This window comes from Pedobacter suwonensis, assembly GCF_007833675.1.
GTDB lineage: Bacteria > Bacteroidota > Bacteroidia > Sphingobacteriales > Sphingobacteriaceae > Pedobacter > Pedobacter suwonensis.
Genome location: NZ_CP031708.1, coordinates 265,887 through 292,323, shown reverse-complemented (window position 1 = coordinate 292,323; position 26,437 = coordinate 265,887). Strand labels below are relative to the sequence as shown.

Genomic DNA, 26,437 nt, shown 5'->3' with positions numbered 1-26,437 from the left:
GAAAACTAATGTTTTGTATGAAGTTTTCCATCCTGCACTATCTGCTATTTTGTATTGATCGTTTTGGATTGGAATTTGCTTGCGCTCGTTTCCAAACGAGTGCATAAATAGCATAACGATTATATCGTTATAAACGATAAAATAATCAATGCTCGTTGGAAACGAGCGTTAGCGCGTAAACTTTAAATACCATAAAATTCCTTTGCATTATCAGAGAAAATCATTTGTCTTTCTACTGCAGTAAATTTTTCTGTGTAGCTATTTACCAGATTGAACCAATCCTGATATGGCCTGCTGATCAGCACGACCGGCCAATCGCTGCCATACATTACACGTTCAGGACCAAATGCTTCAAATATGACATCAAAACAGTTAAATAATTCTCTTTCCTTCCAGTTTAGCCAATCCGCTTCAGCCAGGAGGCCTGATACCTTACATCGCACATTTGGATTGTTGGCCAAGGTTTTAATATTTTCAGTCCACTCTTTTAAAGTCTGGTTTTTTACATCCGGTTTACCACAATGATCCAATACAAATGGCTGGTCGGGAATTTGATCAACCATTTGTATAATCGCATCCAATTGATTGTGATAACACAATAAGTCGTAGGTATAATTGTATTTTTTTAGCTGCTTAACACCGGCAATAAAAGTAGGATTCAGGATAAAATCACGGCTTTCGGCCTGTAATACATGTCGCCAGCCTTTAATGGGCTGATGGTTTTGCCAGTGGCTTAAGCGTTCGTCAAGATCAGGATCAAGCAGGTCAACCCAACCCACAATACCTTTTATAATTTCATGTCGTGCGGCCAGTTCCAGCAGAAAATGATTTTCTTCTTCCGACTGGCTTGCTTGCACAGCAATACATCCCTTAATACTTAAATCGTTATAAATATCCAGGAGATTTTCGGGAGCAAAATCTTTCCGAATGATTTGCATGTCGTCATTAATCCAGTTATCCCTAACCGGATCGAAATTCCAAAAATGTACGTGGGTATCAATCATTTTTATTAAAGTTTAAATATCTGATCGGTTAAGATCCAGTTTGCTTCAGTTGCCGTTCCTGGTATTACGTTCATTCGATAATGAGGTTTGCATCATCAGGCAGGTCAGCGCCAGGGCAATATATTTTTATCTTAAATTTCGCTATAGGATTTAACAATTTGTTTACTGGAGCCTAAACCGTCAATACCCAATTCAACCACATCGCCAGGTTTTAAATACCATGGCTCCGGTTTTTGTCCCAAACCTACGCCGGCAGGTGTACCGGTAGTAATGACGTCACCTGGTAAAAGGGTCATAAACTGGCTGATGTAGGAAACCATAAAAGGCACATTGAAAATCAGGTTCGAGGTATTGCCATCCTGTAAAGTTTTTCCGTTAACGGTTAACCAAAGACGCAGATTGTGTACATCGGCAATTTCGTCCTGTGTGGCAATAAATGGTCCGATTGGCGCAAAAGTATCGGCACTTTTTCCTTTAACCCATTGTCCGTTACGCTCCAGCTGGAATTCGCGCTCGCTGTAATCGTTATGCAAAACGTAACCCGCAATATGATCCAAAGCATTTTCTTCACTTACATAACTGGCTTTTTTACCAATAACAATGGCTAATTCTACCTCCCAATCGGTTTTTTTACTGTTTTTGGGGATGACCAGATCATCATTCGGTCCTACGATAGCAGAAGTTGCTTTAAAGAATAAAATCGGCTCAGTTGGAATAGGGGCATTGGTTTCGGCTGCGTGGTCTTTGTAATTTAAACCCACACAGATAATTTTTGAAGGGCGGGCCAAAGGCGGACCAAGACGCACGCCTTTATCTACCTGTGGCAAATCAGCAGATGCAATAGCTGATTTTAGTTCTGCTAAGCCGTCTCCGCCAAAAAATGTTTCGTTATAATCGCTGACCAATGCAGATACATCATAATAATTATCGCCGATGATCACTCCTGGTTTTTCTGCCCCTGCTTCTCCAAATCGTATTAATTTCATGTTAAAAAGGTTATATTTTGTATTTAAGAAGAATATTAATTGTTTAAAGTCGTAAATCCACCGTCAATCGGGTAATCGCAACCGGTAATAAATGCGGCTTCGTCACTACATAAATATAAAGCCAGCGCACCGATTTCTTCAGGGCTGGCCATACGACCAATCGGCTGCGTTTTAGATAATTTATCGAACATTTCAGCGATATTGTCCGGATAGTTTTTCTGTAAAAATCCATCTACAAATGGGGTATGCACCCTTGCCGGAGAAATGGAATTACACCTGATGTTCTCACCGATATAATCTTTAGCTACACTCATGGTCATAGCCTTAACTGCGCCTTTTGCTGTACTGTAAGCAAACCGATCCGGTAAGCCAACTAGGGCTGCAATAGAGGCCATATTAATGATTACGCCTCCGCCAGCCAAACGGATTTGTGGAATGGCAGCGTGAAGGCAGTTGTAGACACCTTTAACATTCACACGCATTACCCGGTCAAAATCACTTTCATCAGTTGTATCGGCTTTACCAATATGCGCAATACCAGCATTATTAACTAAAATATTGATGTTTCCGATTTGCTCAAAAACAGCTTTAACGGCATTGTGGTCTGAAACATCGCAGGCATAGCTAAAAGCCTGTTTTCCAACTGCTTTAATTTCATCAAGCGTATCTTGTGCCTGTGAAACACCCAGTTCAATGATATGTACTTCGGCATCTTGTTTGGCGAGAATAGTTGCAATAGCCCTGCCGATTCCACTTCCGCCACCTGTAACTACTGCTTTTTTATTTTTGAGTGAAAACATGTGTATTGTTTAAATTGATTGTTGATGTAATATACGTATGTTGATTTTGCACTCTTCACATTATAATTTGTGCTTGCTACCGCCTGAAAAGCGGCGGAATATTATAATTGATTAGAATACGACTACAAATAAAATAAATATTGTTGATTAAAAATTTTATCTTCTTGTCTAAATATTAACAGATATTGTCATACCAGCCGAAAAGCTTTAAACAGGCTTTACCTTGCATAAATTTTACAAAACGCAAAAGTCAATTTACTTATATTTGAATATTATTTTTATATTTAAATAATATTATAACCAAATATTATCCATTACCTAAGTTTAAAGGGTTTGTGATTTGAGCCAGATTAAATGAGAAAATTTCTGATTTTTATTTCCTGTTATTTTTTATCGATCTCTTTTTCAAGTGCCGGAAACCGCACTGATAAAAACATTTTAATCCCTGCAGCTGCGCATACAAGGATAAAGTTTGGTGCAGAACGGATTTTAAAGGCATTGAATAAAATTAGTTACCAGACCAGAATAATACAACAGGTTAAGGCAGGGGGAAGCAAACCCGGCATTGTAATCGGCATATTCTCCGATGCGATTATAGCTGGTAAATTACCGGCAGCCGTAAAAAATACGATAGCCACCGCTAAAAAAGAAGCTTACACCATTTTTACAGATAAAAACGGAACCATTTATATCGCTGGTCATGATGCTTCAGGCACTTTATACGGCTGCATTGAACTGGCCGACCGAATTCATGATACCCGAAAATTGCCGACTGCTTTATCGCTTACCGATCAGCCTGAAATGGTGTTACGTGGCACGTGCATCGGTTTGCAAAAGCCGGATTATTTACCCGGACACGATGTTTATGAATATCCATACACGCCTGAAACTTTTCCCTGGCTTTACGATAAGGCTTTATGGATTAAGTACCTCGACATGATGGTGGAGAACCGCTACAACTCCCTTTATTTGTGGAACGGCCACCCGTTTTCGTCTTTATTACGATTAAAAGCCTATCCTTATGCTGTAGAAGTAGATAATGCCACGCTCAAAAAGAACGAAGAAATTTTCAGGTTCTTAACGCATGAGGCTGATAAACGTGGCATTTGGGTAATTCAGATGTTTTACAACATTATTATTCCTAAACCTTTTGCCGATAAACACGGATTAAAAACACAGGATCGCAATCGACCAATTATCCCTTTGATTGCGGATTACACCAAAAAATCAATCACAGCATTTGTAGAAAAATATCCGAACGTAGGTTTAATGGTGGCATTGGGCGAAGCCATGGAAGGGGTTGGGCAGGATGATATTGATTGGTTTTCCAAAACGATTATCCCCGGTGTAAAAGACGGTTTAAAAGCAGCCGGTATAAAAGATGAGCCGCCTATTGTTTTGCGGGCACACGATACCGATGCACCCAGTGTAATGAAAGCTGCTTTACCACTTTATAAAAACCTGTATACCGAGAATAAATTTAATGGTGAAGCTTTAACTACTTACACGCCACGCGGGGCCTGGGCAGAACTGAACCGTAAACTGGCAGCCATTGGCACGGTAAATATCTCCAATGTACACATCCTGGCTAATCTGGAACCTTTTAGATATGGTTCGGCAGATTTTATCCAAAAATCAGTACAGGCCATGAACAAAATTTATGGCGCCAAAGGGCTGCACCTGTACCCGCAAGCCAGCTACTGGGACTGGCCATATGCTGCAGACGATGTTAAAGGTCGTTTGTTAGAGGTAGACCGTGACTGGATCTGGTACAAGGAATGGGGCCGCTATTCCTGGAATTCACAAAGAGACCGCACGCAGGAAATAAACTATTGGGGTGAAGCACTGGCCGATAAATATGGCACCAACCTAATGGGCGGAAAGGCCATTCTAAATGCTTATGAAGAATCGGGAGAGATTTCGCCTAAACTCCTGCGCCGGTATGGCATAACTGATGGAAACCGCCAGACTTTAACGCTGGGTATGTTAATGACGCAGCTCATTAATCCTTATCGTTACGGTGTATTTACTTTAATGTACGAATCGGAAGCGCCAGAAGGAGAGATGATTATTGATTACGCCGAGAAAGAATTTAAAAAGCTGGGCCATATCGGCGAAACACCTGTGCAGATTGCAAAAGAAGTTGTGGTACACGGTCAGAAAGCTTTAGCTGCTATACAAAACGCAGCCCCAACCGTAACTAAAGATACCGCAGAATTTAACCGGCTTAAAAACGACATGTATTGTTATGATGCCATGGCCAACTTTTACGCTGAAAAAGTTAAAGCCGCGCTCTGGATATTACGTTATAAATACTCAAACCATGTGGCCGATCTGGATCAGGCGCTGCCTTTTCTTGAAAAAAGTGTAGCACACTATGCCAATCTGGTTAAATACACCGAAAAGAACTATTTATATGCAAACAGTATGCAGACCAAGCAACGCAAAATTCCGATGCGCGGCGTAGATAAAACATTTATTCACTGGCGCGAAATGTTGCCGGTTTTTACCAGGGAACTCAATCATTTTAAACACAGTATTGATTCTTTAAAATCGGTTAAGCAAGGAGAAACAGCTAAAATCATCAACTATAAGGCCGCAGCAGTACAAGTTTTAAATCATACAGCGACTTATGTAATTGCGAAAGAGGCTGTGGTTTTTAGCGATACTACGGTCAAAATCAAAGCGCTTGCTGAAGAGTTGCAGGGTTTAAAGGGCATTCAACTTTCCAAAGCCAGCCAAATTAAAAACGGAACCGAAATTAAGTTTAGTACCGCACAGCCCGTAAAATTGCTGGTTGGATTTTTTAATCAGAAAAATCCGCAGTACCTGGCAGCACCGCAACTGGAAACCGATGCAAGTGCCAATAATTATGGTCAGTCGGAAATTAAAATATCAAATGCGCTGGTTGCGGCAGGCTTCCCACCGGTAAACGTACACGCTTACTCTTTTACAGCCGGTACACATACCTTAAATTTAGGCAAAGGTGCCTGTTTGGTATTGGGTTTTATTGACGATAAACAGGAACTGCGGATTTTTAACGCAGGTTTGGACGGACATGGAAAAGATATAGACTGGTTATTTGAATGATGGTAAACACAAGAAATTTTATAGCCACAGCGGTATTATCGCTATGTGCTTTTATGGGCTTTGCGCAGCAAAAAACGGTTATCGGAACAGATAAACTGAAAAAGTATGTAACCTATTTTAATGCTATTGATACTGAGGCTGTAAAAAACTACATAACTAATGCCGAAGCCTTTAATTGGCTTTCGGGGCAGATTCCTTTATTTGAATGCCCGGACGAAGTGCTAGAGCAAAATTATTATTACCGCTGGTGGACGTATCGCAAGCATCTGGTCAAAACTCCGGAAGGTTTTATTTTTACCGAGTTTATTGAGCCTGTAAAACATGCAGGTAAATACAATTCCATTAGCTGTGCCTTAGGTCACCATCTTTACGAGGGCAGGTGGTTGAAAGACAACAGCTATTTACAGGATTATGTGAAATTTTGGCTCTACCATGCTGATGTAGGTCAGACCAAGCAACGTTTTCACCAGTTCAGCAGCTGGGTTGATGATGCTGTATACCAAAACCATCTGGTAAAACCCGATCAAAAATTCTTAAAGGATATTTTACCTGCATTGGATAAAGATTATGCCAAATGGGAATCAGAGCGGAAGCTCAAAAACGGCTTGTTCTGGCAAAACGACGTGAAAGATGGAATGGAGGAATCGATCAGCGGATCGAGGAGGGATCAAAACCAAAGGTCAACCATTAACAGCTACATGTATGGTAATGCTATTGCTTTAAGTAAGCTCGGTAAAATGTTTGGCAACAAGAGCTTAGTAACTAAATATAACCTGAAGGCTGATTCAATTAAAAAACTGGTCCAGGATAGTCTTTGGAATCCAGCTTCAGCTTTTTTCGAAACCAGGAAGGCAAAGGGCGGACATGCCGGGGTTCGCGAAGCCATAGGTTTTATTCCATGGGATTTTAATTTACCAGACGATAAAGCCAGCTACGCAAAAGCCTGGAATCAGTTGTTAGATACCGCAGGCTTTAATGCGCCCTGGGGCCTTACCACCGCGGAAAGGAGAAATCCGACATTCAGAACGCGCGGTACGGGCCATAGTTGCGAATGGGATGGCGCACTCTGGCCATTTGCCAGCTCGCAAACGCTTAAAGGATTGGCCAATCTGCTTACCAACTATAAACAGCATGGTAAAATGAGCGCGGCCGTGTTCTATAAAGAGTTACATAAATTCGCTGCATCGCACACCAAAAATGGCAAACCTTACATCGGTGAGTACCAGGACGAGAGGAATGGCGAATGGTTAAAAGGCGATAATCCGCGAAGCAGCTTTTACAATCACTCTACTTTTTGCGATTTGATTATCAACGATCTGGTTGGCATCAAACCACGGGCAGACAATGTATTGGAAATCTATCCGCTAATTCCCAAAAATCAATGGGATTGGTTTATCCTTGATAACGTTTCTTATCACAACAAGATTTTAACGGTATTGTGGGATAAAACCGGAAATAAATACCAAAAAGGTAAGGGATTTCTAGTGTTTGCAGATGGAAAGATGATTTTTAAAGGCAAAGATTTAAAACCTTTAAAAGTGTTGATGAACTAAATACCAAATCCTATCCGTAGTGTTAAGCGCAGCGTCACTACGGATTATTGAATAGGATTGAGTTTATAACTCAATAGCAATACGGGTCAAAGACTGTTTTCTATTCCAATCAGTAGCGTTTGGAACGCTACGGAGAGATAGGAGTAAACTGAGGCGATACAATCGCTAAACATCTGTCCGTAGTGTTAAGCGCAGCGTCACTACGGATTATTGAATAGGATTGAGTTTATAACTCAATCAGCAATACGGGTCAAAGACTCTTTTCTATTCCAATCAGTAGCGTTTGGAACGCTACGGAGAGATAGGAGTAAATTGCGGCGATACAATCGCTAAGCCCGATCATCACATCTCTCCGTAGTGTTAAGCGCAGCGTCACTACGGATTATTGAATAGGATTGAGTTTATAACTCAATAGCAATACGGGTCAAAGACGCTTTTCTATTCCAATCGGTAGCGTTTGGAACGCTACGGACAGATCGCAGTAAATTGAGCGATACAATCGCGAAGCTCAATCATCCCCGTTACAAACGAGGACGATAGTAAATAAAACATCTGTCCGTAGTGTTAAGCGCAACGTCACTACGGATTATTGAATAGGATTGAGTTTTTAACTCAATAGCAATACGGGTCAAAGACGCTTTTCTATTCCAATCAGTAGCGTTTGGAACGCTACGGAGAGATAGGAGCAAATTGCGGCGATACAATCGCGAAGCTCGATCATCCCCGTTACATACGAGGATGATCGTAACTAAAACCGTCATTGCGAACCGGAAGGCGGGGAGGCGAATGGCGTGAAGCAACATCTGTCCGCAGTGTTAAGCGCAGCGTCACTACGGATTATTGAATAGGATTGAGTTTATAACTCAATAGCAATACGGGTCAAAGACTTATTTCTATTCCAATCAGTAGCGTTTGCAACGCTACGGAGAGATAGGAGTAAACTGCGGCGATACAATCGCGAAGCTCGATCATCCCCGTTACAAACGAGGACGATAGTAAATAAAACTGTAATTGCGAACCGGAAGGCGGGGAGGCGAATGGCCTGAAGCAATCTTTTTAAGACAATTGGCTTGTTTTGCAAGTATACAGAACATGGATACAGCAAAAAATAAATATTTAGACCTAATGAGATACATAATCAAGACTTTAATTTTTGCAATAACAGTTATCGGTTACCTTAACGCAAAGGCACAAGGGTACTATAACGTAATTGAATATGGCGCTAAAAACGACAGCAGTAAACTGGCTACTAAAGCTATCAAAAATGCGATAGATGCAGCCTCAAAAGTGGGTGGAGGTACTGTTTATTTTCCGGCTGGTAAATATTTAACAGGGCCAATCCATTTAAAAAGTAATATTACCATTTTAATTGATGCTGGTGCAGAGCTCCATTTCAGCGATAACTTTGACGATTACCTTCCGATGGTCAAAAGCCGATATGAAGGGGTAGATGTAACCAGCTTTTCTCCCTTGTTTTATGCCTATAAAGCCGAAAACATCTCGATTATCGGTCGTGGTATAATTGATGGACACGGTAAAAAATGGTGGAATTTTGTTGAAGGTTATAAAGAAGGGCAGCCGGTATCGAAATGGCAAACCACCTTTGCCAGCCTAAATAAGGACATCATCTTACCGGACGATCCCAAACAAATGAAACGCGGCTTTTTACGTCCGCCGTTTATCCAGCCCATGTTCTGCAAAAATGTGTTGATCGAAGGCATTACCATTCGCAATTCACCATTCTGGACGGTTAATCCTGAGTTCTGTGAAAATGTGAAAGTTCATGCGATAACCATAAATAATCCGCATTCGCCCAATACCGATGGCATTAACCCCGAATCGTGCAAAAACGTACACATTTCAGACTGCCACATCAGTGTTGGCGACGATTGCATCACCATTAAATCCGGTAAAGATGCACCAGGCAGGAAAATGGCAGTTCCGGCCGAAAACTATGTAATTACCAATTGTACCATGTTGTCTGGTCATGGTGGCGTGGTAATTGGCAGCGAAATGTCGGGCGATGTACGCAAGATAACCATTTCCAACTGCGTTTTCGATGGAACTGACCGCGGTATCCGCATCAAAACCGCACGCGGCAGGGGTGGTGTAGTGGAGGAGATCAGGGTGAATAATATCATCATGAAAAACATCCGCGAACAAGCCATTGTACTCGATATGCAATACGCTAAAACCAAGGTTGAACCAGTTTCAGTACGTACGCCGGCATTCCGGAACATTCATTTCGCCAACATCACAGGGCAGGTAAACCAGGCGGCCTATTTAAATGGGCTTGAAGAAATGCCCATCAGCAATGTTACTTTTACCGACATCAACCTTGATGCGAAAAGCGGTTTTTCGATTAGTAATGCTACAGCTATTGAACTACACCAGCTAGCCATTAATACCCAAATTGGCCCAGCAATAAAGGCAACTCAGGTAAGTAACCTGATTATAGATGGGCTAAAAAGCGACAAAGTGCCTGCAGATGCAGCCGTTATAGACTTAACCAATACTTCTGACCTCTTTTTATACAATGCTTTTCCTTCATCTGAAGTAAATACATACTTAAAATTAAGTGGTGCTGAAACTAAAAATATATTTTTAGGCAACAATAATTTCAGAAGGGTGAAAACGCCCGTTAAAAAGGAAAAGGAAGTAATGGCCACTATCGAAATTATTTCGGGCGATAAAGTACAATAACATGAAATTTAAATCTTTAGCCACTTTAATTTTAGCCGTAATTGTTCAATCAAATGCATGGACACAGGAAAACAACCATATTTTGTGGTATAATAAACCTGCAGAAAAATGGACAGATGCATTGCCAATTGGTAACGGCCGCATTGGCGCCATGATTTTTGCGGGTACCATGGTCGATCATATCCAGTTTAATGAAGAAACTTTATGGACGGGAAAACCAAGAGATTACAACCAAAAAGGGGCATATAAATATTTAAAAGACATTAGAGAACTGCTTTTTGAAGGAAAAAAAAAAGAAGCCGAAAGCCTTGCGCAGACCCAGTTTATGGGTTTACAAAGCGAAGCCGGAGACAAAAATGCCTGGGTAAACCAAATGAAAGCTGGAAAAGGCTTAACGGGTAATCCTGCGTTGACCAATTTTGATGACAAAAACTGGAAAAACCTCAAAGTACCAGCTTTTGATGGCTGGGAAACGGCTGGACTTGCCAATTTAGACGGAGCAGTATGGCTTCGAACAACTTTCGATGTCCCTGAAAACTGGAATGGAAAAGATTTGATACTTGATCTTAACCGCATCCGTGATCAGGATTTTACTTACATTAACGGCACGTTGGTTGGCAATACTGATAACAATGAACCGAGAAAATACACCGTTCCGGCAAAACTGGTTAAAACAGGCAGCAATACCATTGCTATACAGGTGCTTAATTATGCTGATAAGGGTGGTTTACTCGGCTATAAAGATACAAGCAAAAAAATTGGTATCTATCCGGTAGGATCAGATATTACACAAGGAGTTTCACTGGAAAAAGCATGGAAATATAAAATTCAGGATGAAAACCCGCCTGCCATATCGCAGTATCAGGAGAGCTACCAACCCTTTGGTGACCTTAACTTATACTTTAAATTTAGTAAATCACTGGTAAGCAACTATAAACGTTCGCTGGATATCAGCACGGCGATAGCTAAAACTACTTTCAGCAGCGATGGGGTAAACTATCAGCGCGAATATTTTGCCAGTCAACCCAACCAGGCGGTAGTTATTCATTTAAGTGCCAATAAACCTAAAGCCATCACCTTCGATGCCGAATTATCAAGTCCGCATCGCCGGTCGGCCGTTAAAATACTGGATAAGCAAACACTTGCTTTAACAGTTGCAGTTAACAATGGGGCATTAAAAGGAGAAAGCAGCTTAACGGCAATCGTTAAAAAAGGAAGTTTAAAAATTACAAACGGAAAAATCAGTATAAATCAGGCAGATGAGGTTACCCTCTACTTAATTGCAGGCACTAATTTTATTAATGCGCAGGATGTTTCAGGCTTACCGGCTGCCGCCAATTTTAAAGCGCTCAAAAGCCTCAAAGGGAAAACCTATGCTGAAATAAAGCAGAGCCACGTTAAAGAATACCAGCAATACTACAACAGGTTTGAGGTTAGTTTTGGTCGGTCAGAAAATGAACGCCTACCAACAGATGAGCGTTTGAAAAAATTTGCAACTTCCGGTGATGCTGCTTTTGCTGCTTTATATATGCAATATGGACGGTATTTACTAATTTCAAGTTCAAGACCAGGAACGCAACCGGCCAACCTGCAAGGCATCTGGAATGATTTATTAACCCCGCCATGGGGCAGTAAATATACCACCAACATCAACCTGGAAATGAATTACTGGCCAGCAGAAGTTTTAAACTTATCGGCCTTAAACGAACCCTTATTCCGGAAAATTAAAGGTTTAAGAAAAGCCGGTGGCGAAACGGCCAAAGCATATTACAATGCAAGGGGCTGGGTGCTACACCATAACACCGATTTATGGAATGGAACCGCCCCTATAAACGCTGCTGATCATGGCATCTGGGTAAGCGGCGCAGCCTGGTTATGCCAGCATTTATGGGAGCATTACCAGTTTAGCCATGACCTGAAATTCCTCGAAAAAGAAGCTTACCCTTCAATGAGACAGGCTGCGCTGTTCTTTGTAGATTTTCTGATAAAAGATCCTAAAACAGGTTGGTTAATCAGTACACCGTCTAACTCACCCGAAAATGGAGGTTTGGTAGCCGGGCCAACTATGGATCACCAGATTATCCGCTCACTGTTTAAGAACTGTATTGCCGCTGCCGATGTACTCCATACCGATACAGATTTCAAAAAAATACTGCAGGAAAAGTTGAAACAACTGGCACCAAATCAAATTGGTAAATATGGCCAGTTGCAGGAGTGGCTAACCGATGAAGACGATACAACCAACAAACACCGTCATGTTTCACATTTGTGGGGCGTTTATCCCGGCAGCGACATTACCTGGGATGCCGATGCCAAAATAATGCAGGCAGCAAAACAATCATTGCTGTATCGTGGAGATGATGCCACGGGCTGGAGTTTGGCCTGGAAAATAAATTTCTGGGCCCGGTTTAAGGATGGCGATCATGCCATGAAACTGGTAAAGATGTTGATGAAACCAGCCAATAACGGAGCCGGATCTTACTTAAATCTTTTCGACGCACATCCGCCGTTTCAGATTGATGGCAATTTCGGGGGATCTGCCGGAATAGCTGAGATGATCCTGCAAAGCCATCAGGGCTATCTGGATATTCTACCGGCTTTGCCAACAGCGATGCCTACTGGCAACATCAGAGGTTTACAGGCCAGAGGTGGTTTCGAAGTAGATTTGAGTTGGGATAAAGGTACATTAACTTCATTTACACTGAAATCTAAAACCGGTGGAGATTGCACGTTGCATTATAAAAATTTAGTGGTAGAACTGCACACCAAAGCAGGCGAAACTTATAAACTGAACGGAAATTTGAAATGATGAGTTGGTTGATGAATTGTTTTGATAATATTTTTAATGGTAAAAGGTCCGTGGAGACACGTATCTCGGACAAGGAAGTAATCCCCATATTCAAAAGCCTTGGTTCATGTCAGCACGAACCAAGAACCTATACTTCAAAGCATTTCTTCACCTTATTGTTGCTGGCATTATGCAGTATAAATTTCGTTAATGCTCAGATCCGGAAGACTATTTCTTTAAATAACAGTTGGCTTACTGTTGCCGATGAGAAAAGTATAAATGCCTTTGAGGGTTTTCAGGCAGCCACTTATCATCCTAAAAACTGGAAAAGTGTAAATGTACCGCATAACTGGGATCAATACGAGGGCTACCAACGCAGGTTGCACGGTAACAAACACGGTTATGCCTGGTATCGAAAGAGTTTTAAAACAAATGAAATCAAGGCTGGAAAACGTTTCTTTTTGTATTTTGAAGGAGTAGGCTCTTATGCAACAGTTTGGCTAAATGGTCAGAAGGTAGGCTACCATGCAGGTGGCAGAACTACCTTTACACTCGACATTACAACGGCGATTAAACTGAACAACGTTGAAAATATACTGGCAGTGAGGGCCGATCACCCGGCCAACATTCAGGATTTACCCTGGGTTGATGGCGGTTGTTCTACTGAACGTGGCTTTTCGGAAGGCTCGCAACCTATGGGAATTTTCAGGCCTGTTCACCTCATCGTTACCAATGAAGTTCGCGTAGAACCTTTTGGTATTCACATCTGGAACGATAATAAAATTTCAGAAAAGGCTGCTGTTTTAAATTTCACTACAAGTCTTAAAAACTATGGCTCAAAAGGAAAATCGCTTAACCTGATCAGTCAGCTCACAGAAGCAAATGGAAAAATAATACAAACCTTGAGCAGTACCATTCATCTTGGTCCGGGGAAAGAAATTAATGTAGTACAGAAGACGGCTACTATAAGTAATCCGAAATTATGGTCGCTGGAAAACCCATATCTCTACACGCTTAGAACCACCCTCATTGAAAATGGAAATGTGCTCGATGAACAGCAAACACCTTACGGTATCCGCTGGATTAGCTGGCCAATCGGGGAACAGGCCAATCAGAAAGTATTTTTGTTAAACGGAAAACCTGTATTTATCAATGGGATAGCCGAATACGAACATTTAATCGGCCAGAGCCATGCTTTCAGCAATGCCCAAATCCGTTCGCGTGTGATGCAGATTAAAGCTGCAGGTTTTAATGCCTTCCGCGATGCACACCAGCCACACAACCTGTTGTATTCTAATTATTGGGATAGGGAAGGGATCTTATGCTGGACACAAATGGCTGCACACATCTGGTACGATACCCCTGAATTTAGAAAAAACTTCAAAGCCCTTTTAACCGATTGGGTAAAAGAAAGACGAAATAGTCCGGCGGTGGTTTTATGGGGATTGGAAAACGAAAGCACTTTGCCTGAAGATTTCGCCCGGGAGTGCACCGAATTAATCCGTAAACTCGACCCAACCGCATCGTCACAAAGAAAAGTAACCACTTGTAATGGCGGCAAAGGCACCGATTGGGATGTTCCCCAAAACTGGACAGGCACCTATGGCGGCAACCCCTTAACTTATGGCGAAGACCTGCAAAGACAGGTTTTGGTAGGCGAATACGGCGCCTGGCGAACCATCGATCTGCACGATGTTGATGCGGCAGGAAAGGGTTATACCGAAAACAAAATGACCGACCTGATGGAAACCAAAGTGCGTTTGGCCGAATCGGTAAAGGATAAAACTGCAGGGCATTTTTTCTGGCTGTATAGCTCGCATGATAATCCGGGTCGCGTTCAGGGAGGCGAGGGACTTCGGGATTTAGACCGGGTTGGCCCTGTAAATTATAAAGGCATGTTTACGCCATGGGAAGAACCTACCGATGTTTTTTACATGTTCAGGGCTAACTATGCGCCAAAAGCAACACAACCGATGGTATACATCGTATCGCATACCTGGCCAAACCGCTGGAGCAGGCCCGGGATAAAAGATAGTGTGGTGGTATATTCCAATTGTGATGAAGTAGCGCTTTTTAACGATATTAGCAGTCAATCGCTTGGCAAAAAGAAGCGAGGTGTAACCGGCACGCATTTTCAGTGGAACAAACCCAATATCAAATATAATGTATTGTATGCGATAGGTTACGTTAATGGGAAAGCGGTTGCAAAAGATCAGCTTGTTTTGCAAAATCTACCGCAAAGCCCTGATTTCAATCAACTGGTTACCGATCAAAAAATAATAGCTCCTGAAAAAAGCTACCACTATGTTTACCGCTTAAATTGTGGTGGCGATGATTATACTGATACCTACGGGAATCGATGGTTGGCAGACAGGAACTTAACATCGAAAAATTGTTTTGGTTCGAGCTCCTGGACAAAAGATTTTCCGGGTATACCTGTTTTTTTTGCCAGTCAGCGCCGTACTTTTCAACCCATTGCAGGCACAACCGATTGGAAGTTATTTCAGACTTTCAGGTATGGCCGGGACCAGCTGAAATACCATTTTCCTTTGCCAGATGGCGAATATTTGGTAGAACTTTATTTTATAGAACCCTGGTTGGGCATAGGTGGTGGCTTAGACACGGAAGGCATGCGCTTATTCGATGTGGCTTTCAATGGCAAAACCGTGATTAAAGATTTAGATATCTGGAAAGAAGTCGGGAGCAATACATTGTTAAGGAAAACCATCAAAACGACTGTAAAGGGTGGTGCTTTAACGATTCATTTTCCGGAAATAAAAGTTGGACAGGCAGTAATTTCGGCCATTGCCATAGCCAGTTCGAATCAAAATATTAAGCCTGCACCCGCAAGCCAATCGCTTCTAACCAAAATTAAAAATGCAGAAGTACATAACTGGCTGGACATTGGAGAAGCACAATTTATTGGAGAAAAAACAAACTTTACCAGCCTGCCTTCCAGCATATTTGGTTCCGAATGGCTTAAAGCTTCGCGCGGGCAGGAGGGCATTGAATTTACCGCGACGGACACAGCAGATACCTTTGTTGCATTAAACCCCAACAGTCATGTGCCAACAGGTTTTGAAGATACTAAAACCGCTTTGGCCAACAGCAACGCAGAAAGCTTCCGGCTGTACCGTAAAAGGCTTAACCCAAGCGAGCGGATCATTTTTGATAGCCGCACGGCAAATGTTTTCGTTTTACCGGTTACGCATTTACAACCTGCTTACGATTTAAAAAATACCGCCACCTACAAGGCTACCGATGCGATTTTAAAAGGTAACCACATTGTAAAAGAAGAGTTGATGGGCAAGGAGCGCGTTACTTTTAAAGCCAATACAGATGCCGTTCTAACCTGGAATTTCGCCGTAGGTGTTGCCGATAACTATTCGTTAACCATTAAATATCACAACCCTTTTGAGCAAAATCTCAAAGCTAAACTGGAACTTTTATCAGCTGATGGTACTTTGATGAAAACAGAACAGGCAGAATTTGCACCAACCAAGACAGGTAAATGGAACTATTTCAGCACCAGTACCGGTAGTATGATTAACGCAGGTGCCTATCAGCTAAGAATTACTGCCATCGAAACCAAAGGAATGAGTATTGATGCTTTGGATGTTCAATAAGATAAGATGGTACAATATGTAGCCAAAATCTTATATGAATACTGTTTTTTAGAAATGCATATTTGTTTTAACCAAATTAATAAACGAGCCAACCAATAATGAAGGGTCTGCCTATATTCGATCTTGCGATTATCGCCATTTATTTGGTTGGAATGATACTGGTTGGTGTTTATTTTTCCAGTAAAAATAAGAATTCCGAGCAATTTACAAAAGCTTCGGGCCTCATTCCCGGATGGGCAATAGGTTTATCTATTTATGCAACGTTCTTAAGCAGCAATACTTTTTTGGGTGTACCCGGAAAAGCTTTCGGTGGTAACTGGAATGCTTTTGTATTTAGTATCTCAATGCCACTGGCCGCGTGGGTAGCTTCTAAATACTTTGTGCCATTTTACAGAAATACAGGTGAAATATCGGCCTATACCCATCTAGAAAAGCGCTTTGGTGCCTGGGCAAGGGTATATGCTGTCGTTTGCTTCCTGCTTACGCAACTGGCAAGGATGGGTTCCATCTTTTTCGGCATCGCTTTGAGTTTACAGGCTTTAACCGGCTATTCCATGCAAATGATTATGATTGTAATGGGCATCTGCATCATTGTTTATACTGTTTTAGGAGGAATTGAAGCGGTAATATGGACAGAAGTGGTACAGGCCATCGTAAAAACATTTGGTGCTTTACTCATCCTTTATCTCGTGATCAGCAATATGCCCGGCGGAGTAGCGAAAATAGCAGAGATAGGCAGAGCCGCCGATAAATTTAGTCTAGGGAGCTTTAAACCTGATTTTATCAGCTCATCTTTTTGGGTAGTTTTGCTTTATGGCTTTTTCATCAACCTGAATAATTTTGGTATGGATCAGAATTATATACAGCGCTACCATACCGCTTCATCAAGCCGGGCAGCCTCTAAATCAATCTGGTTATGTGTATGGTTATATATTCCGGCATCCTTACTTTTCTTTATTATAGGATCTTGCTTATTTGCCTACTACGAAATTAATCCTGAACTGGTACAATCGATCAAACACCAGGTAGCGGTAGAGCGATTGCCTTTGCATGCTGCTGCAACTGAGGTTTTAAAAGTACAGAACGCTTTACAACCGGCAGATTACGGCGATAAAATTATGCCGCATTTTATGGTGACCAAAATACCGGTGGGCTTAGTGGGACTGATTGTTTCAGCCATCTTATCGGCCGCTATGAGCACCATCAGCTCCGGAATGAACGCTTCGGCAACTGTTTTTTCGGTCGATATTTACAAGCGGTATTTTAAACCCGAAATCAATGAAAGGCAGAATTTATCACTGCTGCACATCGCAACAGTAGCTTTTGGTTTACTCGGCATGATTGCGGGCATTGCCATGATTGGGGTAAAAAGTATATTGGATGTATGGTGGGAGCTTTCGGGCATATTCGCCGCCGGCATGCTGGGTTTGTTTTTATTGGGCATTATAAGCCGGCAAACCAAAAACCACGAAGCCATAACCGCAACTATTATCGGTATTGCCGTAATTATATGGATGACATTTTCTTCTCTTCTGCCTCCGGAATATGAAGCTTTTAGAAATCCGTTGCATAAAAACATGATTATTGTAACTGGTACCTTAACCATTTTTTTAACAGGACTTTTCCTGACGAAAATTAAAAACAGAAAAATCAAAACCGTCAGTTAAATCCGGAAGGTTCAATCTGGCAATTATTTAGAACAATGTATCAGAACACAATATAATGGAAAACTCACAAAAAGGGTTCATCCCGGTAATGCTTACGCCTTTCTTAAGCAATGGAAATATCGATTATCCGGCACTTACTCAGCTTACAGAGATTTATTTGCAGGCCGGATCATCGGGTTTATTTGCCAATTGCCTTTCGAGCGAAATGTTCGAATTAACAGATAAAGAGCGCATCCAGGTCATCAAACATGTTATTAAAGTTGTAAACGGGGCGGTACCGGTTGTGGCTACCGGTACCTTTGGTGGGGCCATTTCCAAACAGGCCGACTTTGTGAAAGCAGTAAGCGATACCGGCGTTGAGGCCGTTATTGCCATTACCAGTTTATTGGCCAATGAGGGGGAAAGCGATGAAATATTTAACTGCCGCGTGTTCGAGCTGCTGCATCAAACGGATGAAATTCCGATGGGTTTCTACGAATGTCCGGTACCCTACAAAAGAGTATTAAAATCACAGCAACTGGCTGATTTTGTAGCAACAGGAAGGGTAATTTACCATAAAGATACCAGCCTTGATCTTACTCAGATTAAAGAAAAACTTAAACTCACTGATGGTCATGCATTTGGCTTATATGATGCTTATATGGTGCATGCCGTAGAATCCTTAAAAGCAGGTACTTCAGGATTATCCTGCATTCAGGGCAATTATTTTCCGGAGTTAATTGTTTGGCTTTGCGACCATTACAACGATAGCCATTTAAAAGATGATGTAGCTGCTGTGCAAAATTTCCTGACGGATAATATGGACGTGATGCACAACGTTTACCCCGTAGTTTCCAAATATTTTCTGCAGAAACGCGGTTTAAACATTTCAACTTTTACACGGAGAAATGTGGGCGCATTTACGTCCGATGTAGTTAAAGAAGTAGAAAAATTGTTTGATGATTATACTGCCTTAAGAAGCGAGTTAAATATTGAAGTTTTTATATAAACCATAAACCTTATAGGTTTTTTGGTGTGGTGTCAGATGTTACCATCTGACATTTTCTATTAAGACCTTACAGGTTTTAAAAACCTGTAAGGTCTTAAAGAATCAATTCAAATACTTACGCTTATAATCCAGCGGCGTCATTCCCGTTACCTTTTTAAAATGTCGGTAAAAATTGGAAACGTTATTAAAGCCACAATCAAAACAGATCATTTCAGTAGGCAACTTATTTTCAATCAGAAAACGACAGGCGTGGCTCACCCTGATCTCGATCAGAAAATCGTAGAATGTCTTTTTCGTCATCAGCTTAAAATAACGGCAAAAAGAGGTTACACTCAAATTGCTTAAAGAAGCTACTTCTTCCAATGTAATTTCTTTTTTATAATTACTTAAGGTATAATTGCAGATTTTGTTAATCCGCAGGGTTTCAGATTCATTGCTTTGGTAAAAGGTGTTTTTGCTTGTTACAATGGTCGAGTATTCATCCGTTTCGGCCAGCGTTTTTAAAATGGAGAGCAAAATAATAATCCGGTCAAGGTTGGTGGCATCAACTGCGGCACGCATTAAATCAATCAGTTTGTCTTTAGCTTTACCATTAATTACCATGCCGCTTTTTGCTTTCTCAAATAACTTCGGAATCAGGTAAGCCTCCGGCAAAGTGAGCATATACTTCCCCAGGCAATCAGGCAGAAAATGAATCACCATCGCCTCGGTAGTTAAATCGGGGTTGCCCTGAAAATACTCATCTTTACAACGCCAGGTATGTGGCAGGTTTTCGCCCAGCAAAACCATTTCATCCGGTACAAAATTACTGATGTTATCGCCGATAAAACGTACACCTTCACCTTTAATTACATAATGCAGTTCAAGCTCCGGATGGTAATGCCAGATATTGCCGAAATCGGGTTTAATATCATGACGGATACTAAAAGAACTTTGCAAGGTAATGGGTACTTTATGAAAATGAGGTTTCATGATTCTAATAAAAACATTTGGTTAGGATTGCCATCCAATGCCGATAAGGGCATCAATTACAAACGCCCAATTTAGGCACTTAAATGATAATATCCTATATTAAGTTGATAAAAAGCATGATAAAATGCTGTATTTCATTGCAGAGTTTTGTATAAGAGCCGTATGGCATAACCAAATTAATAAAGAACATATTATTTTCCTGTAAATTTTATGTTCATTAATAAAATATGAGACCAGATCAATCAAACGAAATTCTTATCGTTTCCAGTGGAGATTTACGCCTTTCGGCAAACCAAAGTTGCTGGGCAGCGCAAGCCGAAATGGAGCAAAAATTAACTGCAGCAATCGAGCAGCTTGGCAGGAAGGTTAAACGGGCACACGCTTATGATCCGGTTAAAAAACACGGTTTCATCGATTCGCAAAGAATGGGTATGGATATCTTCAGGAGTATTGACCCCGGGCAGCCTTTAATCGTTGCAGAGAGCGTTTGGCAGTATTCTCATCACGTATTAGCCGGATTAACCACGCACCGCGGTCCGATACTTACCCTCGCCAACTGGAGCGGACAGTGGCCCGGACTGGTAGGCATGTTAAATTTAAACGGTTGTTTAACCAAAGCACAAATCCCCTACAGTACGATGTGGAGTGAAAATTTTACAGACGATTTTTTTATCGACGGATTGCGGGAATGGCTTTCTACCGGTAAAATCAGTTATGATCAAAGTCACGTTAAAAGTTTCGCGCTAAATAAAATCCCTTTAAGCGACGATAGAAAAGGTCGGGACTTTGCCAGAAGTCTGAAAGAACGAAAAGTAATAATGGGCGTGTTTGACGAAGGATGCATGGGTATGTACAATGCTATCATACCCGATGAACTGCTGCACCGCACCGGTTTCTTTAAAGAGCGGCTCAGTCAATCGGCTTTATATGCCGCCATGTTACAGGTAACCGATCAGGAAGCTGAAGGTGTTTTAGATTGGCTGTTGCAAAAAGGAATGACCTTTAACTGGGGTACTGACGAGGCTACACAATTGACAAGAAGACAAACACTTGAGCAATGCCGCATGTATATTGCAGCACTCCGCATTGCCGACGAGTTTAGCTGCGACACCATCGGTATCCAATACCAGCAGGGTTTAAAAGATTTGACCGTGGCCAGCGATTTGGTGGAAGGTTTGCTCAATAACGAAGACCGTCCACCGGTATATGGCTTAAACGGCAAAGAACTGTATGCCAAAAAGGCTTTACCACATTTTAACGAAGTTGATGAATGTGCCGGTTTGGATGCTCTGCTCACTTATCAACTCTGGAATGAACTCGGCATGAGCGGAGAAAATACCCTGCATGATATCCGTTGGGGCGAACATTATAAAGGAGGCGAAATTGACGGCTTTGTTTGGCTCTTTCTCATTTCAGGCGCGGCGCCAGCCGCACATTTCATTGATGGTTACGCCGGAGCAAGCAGCGACAGACAGCCAGCCATGTATTTCCGTTTGGGCGGTGGATCATTAAAAGGCATTAGTAAGCCCGGTTTCATCGTCTGGAGCCGCGTATATATAAAGCATAATGAACTGCACTGCGATTTAGGAGTGGGCGAAGTAGTCTCTTTACCTGCAGCTGAAACCAAAAGAAGATGGGAGGGAACCACACCCGAGTGGCCTATTATGCATGCCATTTTAAAAGGGGTCAACCGCGATCAGTTAATGGCACGCCACCAGGCCAACCACATTCAGGTGGTATATACCAGTTACGAAGCCGGTGCACATGAAGCCTGCAGAATTAAAGTAGCGGCTATGGATGAACTGGGCATAAAAGTGCACTTTTGTGGAGATGTCAACCTTGGAAAAAAAAGAAATTCTAATTAAAGATATAAAAAAATGAAATCACAAATTTTAGCCCTGTTCTTAACGTTCTCCGTTTCAACGGCAGTTTTTGCCCAGGATAAGGCCCTTGCAGATCAGGCCGCCTATACCAAAACCATTACTGAGCGTGCTGCTAAAATTGTAAATACCCTTGGTATCAGCGATAGCAAAAAAGCTGAAAAGGTTACCAATATCATCAGAGATCAGTACAGTAACCTGAACGATATTTATACCGCCAGAGACCTCGGGGCGAAAGATATTAAGGAGAAAAATAAAGATAATAAGGTATTTCGCGATTCGGCTTTAGCTAAGCAGAACCGTGCGGTAGAAGAATCGCTGGCTAAACTGCACAAAAAATACATCAGCAAATTGAACGCCCATCTCAATAATGAGCAAATTGAAGGGGTGAAAAACGGTATGACTTACGGCGTACTGCCGCTTACTTATAAAGCTTACCAGGAAGAAATACTCACTTTAACCGATGAGCAGAAAAAGCAAATTTTAGTTTGGTTAACTGAGGCGCGGGAACGTGCAATGGATGCAGAATCATCAGATAAAAAACATGCCTGGTTCGGTAAGTATAAAGGCCGCATCAACAATTACCTTTCTGCTGCCGGTTACGACCTGAAAAAAGAAGGTATTGAATGGGAAAAAAGGCGCAAGGCAAAAGCTGATGGCAATTAATTCCCATTGGTTTTAATGCGTGAATTTTTTTTAACATTTTTTATTCAAGAATATTGCATTTATATATGAATTTTATTAGTACCTTGTAATGTCAATTATTAAAAGATATAATAGCTGGTATTTTTGATTTCATATAAATTAGATCATACAATATTCAGTCAATAAAGCTAGCTGGAATATCGATACTTTAATTGCAGTTTGAATTACTACTTTCTAACCAAAACATTCACACAGATTAACTATACATGAGCCAGATTACGCTATGTTTTGTCGCATGATTTTCGATAAACGCCGATTAACCTATTTTTTTTTAAATCATAAATAAAGAACCTTTTTAAGCTTTTAATAGCGGCATTTTAGCAACATGCCTGATTAAAATAGCTGAACGTTAAGTGGAGCAATGCAACCATTTAAATAACTTCAAAACTAACCAAATAACAATATGAACTTAAAATTTTTACGCAAAATTTCTTTGCCTTTGCTACTGATGCTGGTGGCAAGTACAATACTTTTTGCCCAGGAGCGAAAGGTTACCGGTAAGGTTGTTGATCAATCAGATGGGAGCGGTATACCAGGGGTTAACGTCAGCATTAAAGGTATGCCAAGCAATGTCAGTACCAATGCAGATGGCGTTTATACCATTCAGGTGAGAAACAATACAGATGTATTGGTGTTTTCCTATATCGGTTACGTCAGACAGCTTATTACCGTAGGCAGCCAGAACAATATCAACGTAAAGCTTGTTGCGGATAATAAGGGTTTAGACGATGTGGTTGTAGTAGGTTATGGTACACAAAAGAAAACCTCGCTAACGGGATCCGTTTCTACCCCTAACCTAAAGGCTGTTGAGGATATTCCGGCTTTGAACATTACATCAGCATTAAAGGGTACTACGCCGGGTTTAAGTGTTTCCGGTGGCGCACAAAGACCAGGACAGGGCACCACGATCACAATCCGTAATCCAGTGGTATTTGCTAAAGATGGCGGACAAGGAACCAATCCATTATTTGTGATTGATGATATCATCAGGACACAAGCAGATTTCGACAACCTTGACATTAACGAGGTAGAAAGCGTAACCGTATTAAAAGATGCGGAAGCAGCCATTTTTGGTATTCAAGGTGCTAACGGTGTAGTGATGATCAGAACCAAAAAAGGAAAAATCGGCGCGCCCAAATTTAATATAAGCAATTCACTGGGCATTTCTACTGCGACGATTATGCCTAAAATGATGAATTCTTTGCAATTGGGTACATTTTCTAACGATTACACCAATGCATCAGCATATATCCAAACCGTACCAGGTGTACCGGTAGATAAATACATTAACGCTGATGGCTATCTGGTAACCGCTGGTGTTCCGGCGAGCTCAAGAACTGCTGCCTGGTACACCCCGGATGAATTAGAATATTTTGCCAACAATAGTCACGATTACTTTGGCGATGCTTTTAAACCAGCTTATGTTTGGAGAACAGCAGCAAATATTAGTGGCGGTACAGATAAAGTAACCTATTTTATTGGCGGCGACTTCGTTAATCAGAACAGTAACTTTAAAGGAATTAATTCACACAAATATGGCTTAAGAGCATCAGTTGATGCAAAACCTGCCAAAGGTTTGGTTACCTCATTATCGTTAAACGCAAATGTTGGCTATTCCAGAAGTTACTGGTATAAACTAACCAGCACTTCAGAAAATCTGGACAATGATGCCGCATCACTACAGAATGTTCAGCCATGGCAAGAATATTTTATCAATGGTAATCCCGTAGTTATTGGAGGAAGCAATACCGGTGGTAACGATAATATCAACTTTTTCCAGATCCAAAACTCAAATAACTATACCGGTGGTACCAATACATCAACAAATATCCTGGCTAAAGTTACTTATGAAATTCCCGGTATTAAAGGATTGACAGCCACTGCAACATTTAATAAAAATCTAAATGCAGCCAACAACAAGCAATTCGGTACCTCATTTGTTTATTATAAATATGCCGGGTTAGGTGCCAACAACCATATTCCGGGAGGAAATTTAACCGGTACATTCAATGTATTGAACGGGGACAAAGTTCGTTTAACACCAGTCTTTGCAGATAGCTATCAGATAAACGGAGGTTTTAACTACAACCGGTCATTTGGAAAGCATAATATCTCCGCGCTGGCTTTATTTGAGCAACGGGAACAAAACAGTGAAGGTGTTAATGCAGAGGCAACAGGCTTAGTGGCAGGCGCTTTAGATTATCAATCTTTCGCTGTTGGTACGTCAAATTCAAACCAATCCGCAACAGTAAGTACTTTTGGCTTTCAATCGATTATCTCCCGGTTCAATTACGATTACGATCAGAAATACCTTTTTCAGGCGATCTTCAGAAGAGATGGAAGCTCAAGGTTTGCACCGGGCAAAAACTGGGGTAATTTCCCTGCCGCGTCGGTTGGTTGGGTAGCCTCAAAAGAGTCCTTTATTGCAAATAACCTGAAATGGTTAGACCTGTTAAAGTTCAGGGCCTCATTTGGTTTATCTGGTGTTGATAATACAAAAGCTTATCAATATTTAGCCAACTATAATCTGGGCACCGGAAGTTCTGGAGGGGCCGTGTTTAATGGAAACGATAACCGGACAATTGCCATTAAACCAAATCTGGCGATTCCAAATGCCGACGTAACCTGGAACAAAGAGTTTAAAACATCATACGGTGTAGATATGGCTTTCCTGAAAAATCGCTTATCATTCACCGGAGAGTATTACTGGAATCACGGTACAGATATTTTAACCACATTAAGTTCATCTGTTCCGGCAACCATTGGCGCAAATACACCAACAGAGAACTATACTAATGCCAATACCTTTGGCTGGGAGTTCTCGTTAACCTGGAAAGACAATATTGGTAAAGATTTTAGCTACAGCTTTAGTCCATTTTATACCTGGATGGATAATAAAATGTTAAAAGTAGATCAATCTGCAGCAATTGTGGGTACTGTTGAAGATGTTACCGGAAGATCTTCTGATTTAGGGATATTTGGTTACAAGTCACTAGGTATTATCAGAACCCAGGCCGAAGCTGATGCAATTATAGCACAACGTGCAGCAGCAGCAGGAGGAGCAGCCAATGTTAAAATATTTGGACAAGCCTTACAGCCAGGCATGATCAATTACGAAGATGTAAATGGCGACGGGATAATCAGTACCGATAAAAAAGATCAGTCTTTTATTACAAACAGGCAAAGTAACCACAACGCGCTGGGGCTAAACTGGAATGTTGGGTATAAAGGTTTGGTTTTAAACGTGATTATGGGGCTTTCATGGGGCGGTTGGACATCAATTGATGGTTTAAAACCAGCAAATCAATCCAGCTCTGCAACAGGTGCATCTATTTACAACAACCGACCTGTTTATTGGGTAGATCACTGGACACCAACAAACACGGATGCAGCTTACCCTAACCCTTTTTTCAGAACAAATTTTGAAGTAACGTCTGATTTCTGGTTAGTCAAAGCGACGAGTTTTAACATCACCAGCTTGAACTTAAGTTATAACATACCAACCAGAATCGCCAATAAAATAGGTATGTCTAGCGCAAGGGTTTTCACCGTAGCTACCAATCCAATCCAATTTATTAATCCATATCCTGGTAAATACAGAGATCTGCAAACAGCTTTATATAGTTATCCAACACTAAAAACTTGGTCGTTCGGTTTAAATATTGGCTTTTAATA

The 26,437-nt window shown here is 41.4% G+C and carries 14 protein-coding genes; 10 read left to right on the top strand and 4 right to left on the bottom strand.

The window, feature by feature from the left end; all coding sequences use genetic code 11:
- Positions 1-182: 182 nt before the first annotated feature.
- The 3 genes from DV942_RS01105 to DV942_RS01095 all read right to left on the bottom strand — a co-directional run bounded on the left by DV942_RS01105 (position 183) and on the right by DV942_RS01095 (position 2,790).
- Positions 183-1,004 carry an amidohydrolase family protein gene (locus DV942_RS01105; RefSeq protein WP_145854541.1) on the bottom strand — a complete coding sequence of 274 codons (822 nt, stop codon included), beginning with the start codon at positions 1,002-1,004 and terminating at the stop codon, positions 183-185.
- 131 nt (positions 1,005-1,135) lie between these two features.
- Positions 1,136-1,990, bottom strand: a complete 855-nt coding sequence (locus tag DV942_RS01100; protein ID WP_145854539.1) for a fumarylacetoacetate hydrolase family protein — start codon at positions 1,988-1,990, stop codon at positions 1,136-1,138.
- Positions 1,991-2,025: 35 nt separating this feature from the next.
- Positions 2,026-2,790 carry an SDR family NAD(P)-dependent oxidoreductase gene (locus DV942_RS01095; RefSeq protein WP_145854537.1) on the bottom strand — a complete coding sequence of 255 codons (765 nt, stop codon included), beginning with the start codon at positions 2,788-2,790 and terminating at the stop codon, positions 2,026-2,028.
- Positions 2,791-3,144: 354 nt separating this feature from the next.
- Here DV942_RS01095 and DV942_RS01090 point away from each other — a divergent pair, with 354 nt between their 5' ends.
- The 7 genes from DV942_RS01090 to DV942_RS01060 all read left to right on the top strand — a co-directional run bounded on the left by DV942_RS01090 (position 3,145) and on the right by DV942_RS01060 (position 19,205).
- Positions 3,145-5,880, top strand: a complete 2,736-nt coding sequence (locus DV942_RS01090; RefSeq protein ID WP_145854535.1) for an alpha-d-galacturonidase — start codon at positions 3,145-3,147, stop codon at positions 5,878-5,880.
- Positions 5,877-7,433 carry an MGH1-like glycoside hydrolase domain-containing protein gene (locus DV942_RS01085; RefSeq protein ID WP_244950798.1) on the top strand — a complete coding sequence of 519 codons (1,557 nt, stop codon included), beginning with the start codon at positions 5,877-5,879 and terminating at the stop codon, positions 7,431-7,433. The genes DV942_RS01090 and DV942_RS01085 overlap by 4 nt, the downstream gene beginning before the upstream one ends.
- Positions 7,434-8,558: 1,125 nt before the next feature.
- Complete coding sequence (locus tag DV942_RS01080) at positions 8,559-10,136, top strand: glycoside hydrolase family 28 protein (protein ID WP_145854533.1); 1,578 nt, start codon at positions 8,559-8,561, stop codon at positions 10,134-10,136.
- 1 nt (position 10,137) lies between these two features.
- Positions 10,138-12,945 (top strand): glycoside hydrolase family 95 protein, encoded by a 2,808-nt coding sequence (locus DV942_RS01075; protein WP_145854531.1) that lies wholly within the window; start codon positions 10,138-10,140, stop codon positions 12,943-12,945.
- Positions 12,946-12,995: 50 nt separating this feature from the next.
- Positions 12,996-16,550 (top strand): malectin domain-containing carbohydrate-binding protein, encoded by a 3,555-nt coding sequence (locus DV942_RS01070; RefSeq protein ID WP_244950797.1) that lies wholly within the window; start codon positions 12,996-12,998, stop codon positions 16,548-16,550.
- A 98-nt stretch (positions 16,551-16,648) separates the two neighbouring features.
- The gene (locus DV942_RS01065; RefSeq protein ID WP_145854527.1) at positions 16,649-18,217 is read left to right on the top strand and encodes a sodium:solute symporter; all 1,569 of its coding nucleotides are present in this window, start codon (positions 16,649-16,651) and stop codon (positions 18,215-18,217) included.
- A 55-nt stretch (positions 18,218-18,272) separates the two neighbouring features.
- Positions 18,273-19,205 carry a dihydrodipicolinate synthase family protein gene (locus DV942_RS01060; RefSeq protein WP_145854525.1) on the top strand — a complete coding sequence of 311 codons (933 nt, stop codon included), beginning with the start codon at positions 18,273-18,275 and terminating at the stop codon, positions 19,203-19,205.
- A gap of 102 nt (positions 19,206-19,307) precedes the next feature.
- Here the strand turns inward: DV942_RS01060 and DV942_RS01055 are convergent, their stop codons facing one another.
- The gene (locus DV942_RS01055) at positions 19,308-20,177 is read right to left on the bottom strand and encodes an AraC family transcriptional regulator (RefSeq protein ID WP_090979354.1); all 870 of its coding nucleotides are present in this window, start codon (positions 20,175-20,177) and stop codon (positions 19,308-19,310) included.
- Positions 20,178-20,404: 227 nt separating this feature from the next.
- Between DV942_RS01055 and DV942_RS01050 the strand changes: the two genes are divergently transcribed.
- The 3 genes from DV942_RS01050 (at position 20,405) to DV942_RS01040 (ending at position 26,435) form a co-directional block, all read left to right on the top strand.
- Positions 20,405-22,042, top strand: a complete 1,638-nt coding sequence (locus DV942_RS01050) for a fucose isomerase (RefSeq protein ID WP_145854523.1) — start codon at positions 20,405-20,407, stop codon at positions 22,040-22,042.
- Positions 22,043-22,054: 12 nt separating this feature from the next.
- Positions 22,055-22,723 (top strand): DUF3826 domain-containing protein, encoded by a 669-nt coding sequence (locus DV942_RS01045; protein WP_145854521.1) that lies wholly within the window; start codon positions 22,055-22,057, stop codon positions 22,721-22,723.
- Positions 22,724-23,165: 442 nt separating this feature from the next.
- A complete protein-coding gene (locus tag DV942_RS01040; RefSeq protein ID WP_145854519.1) occupies positions 23,166-26,435 on the top strand; it encodes a SusC/RagA family TonB-linked outer membrane protein in 3,270 nt (1,089 codons plus the stop codon).
- Positions 26,436-26,437 lie beyond the last annotated feature (2 nt).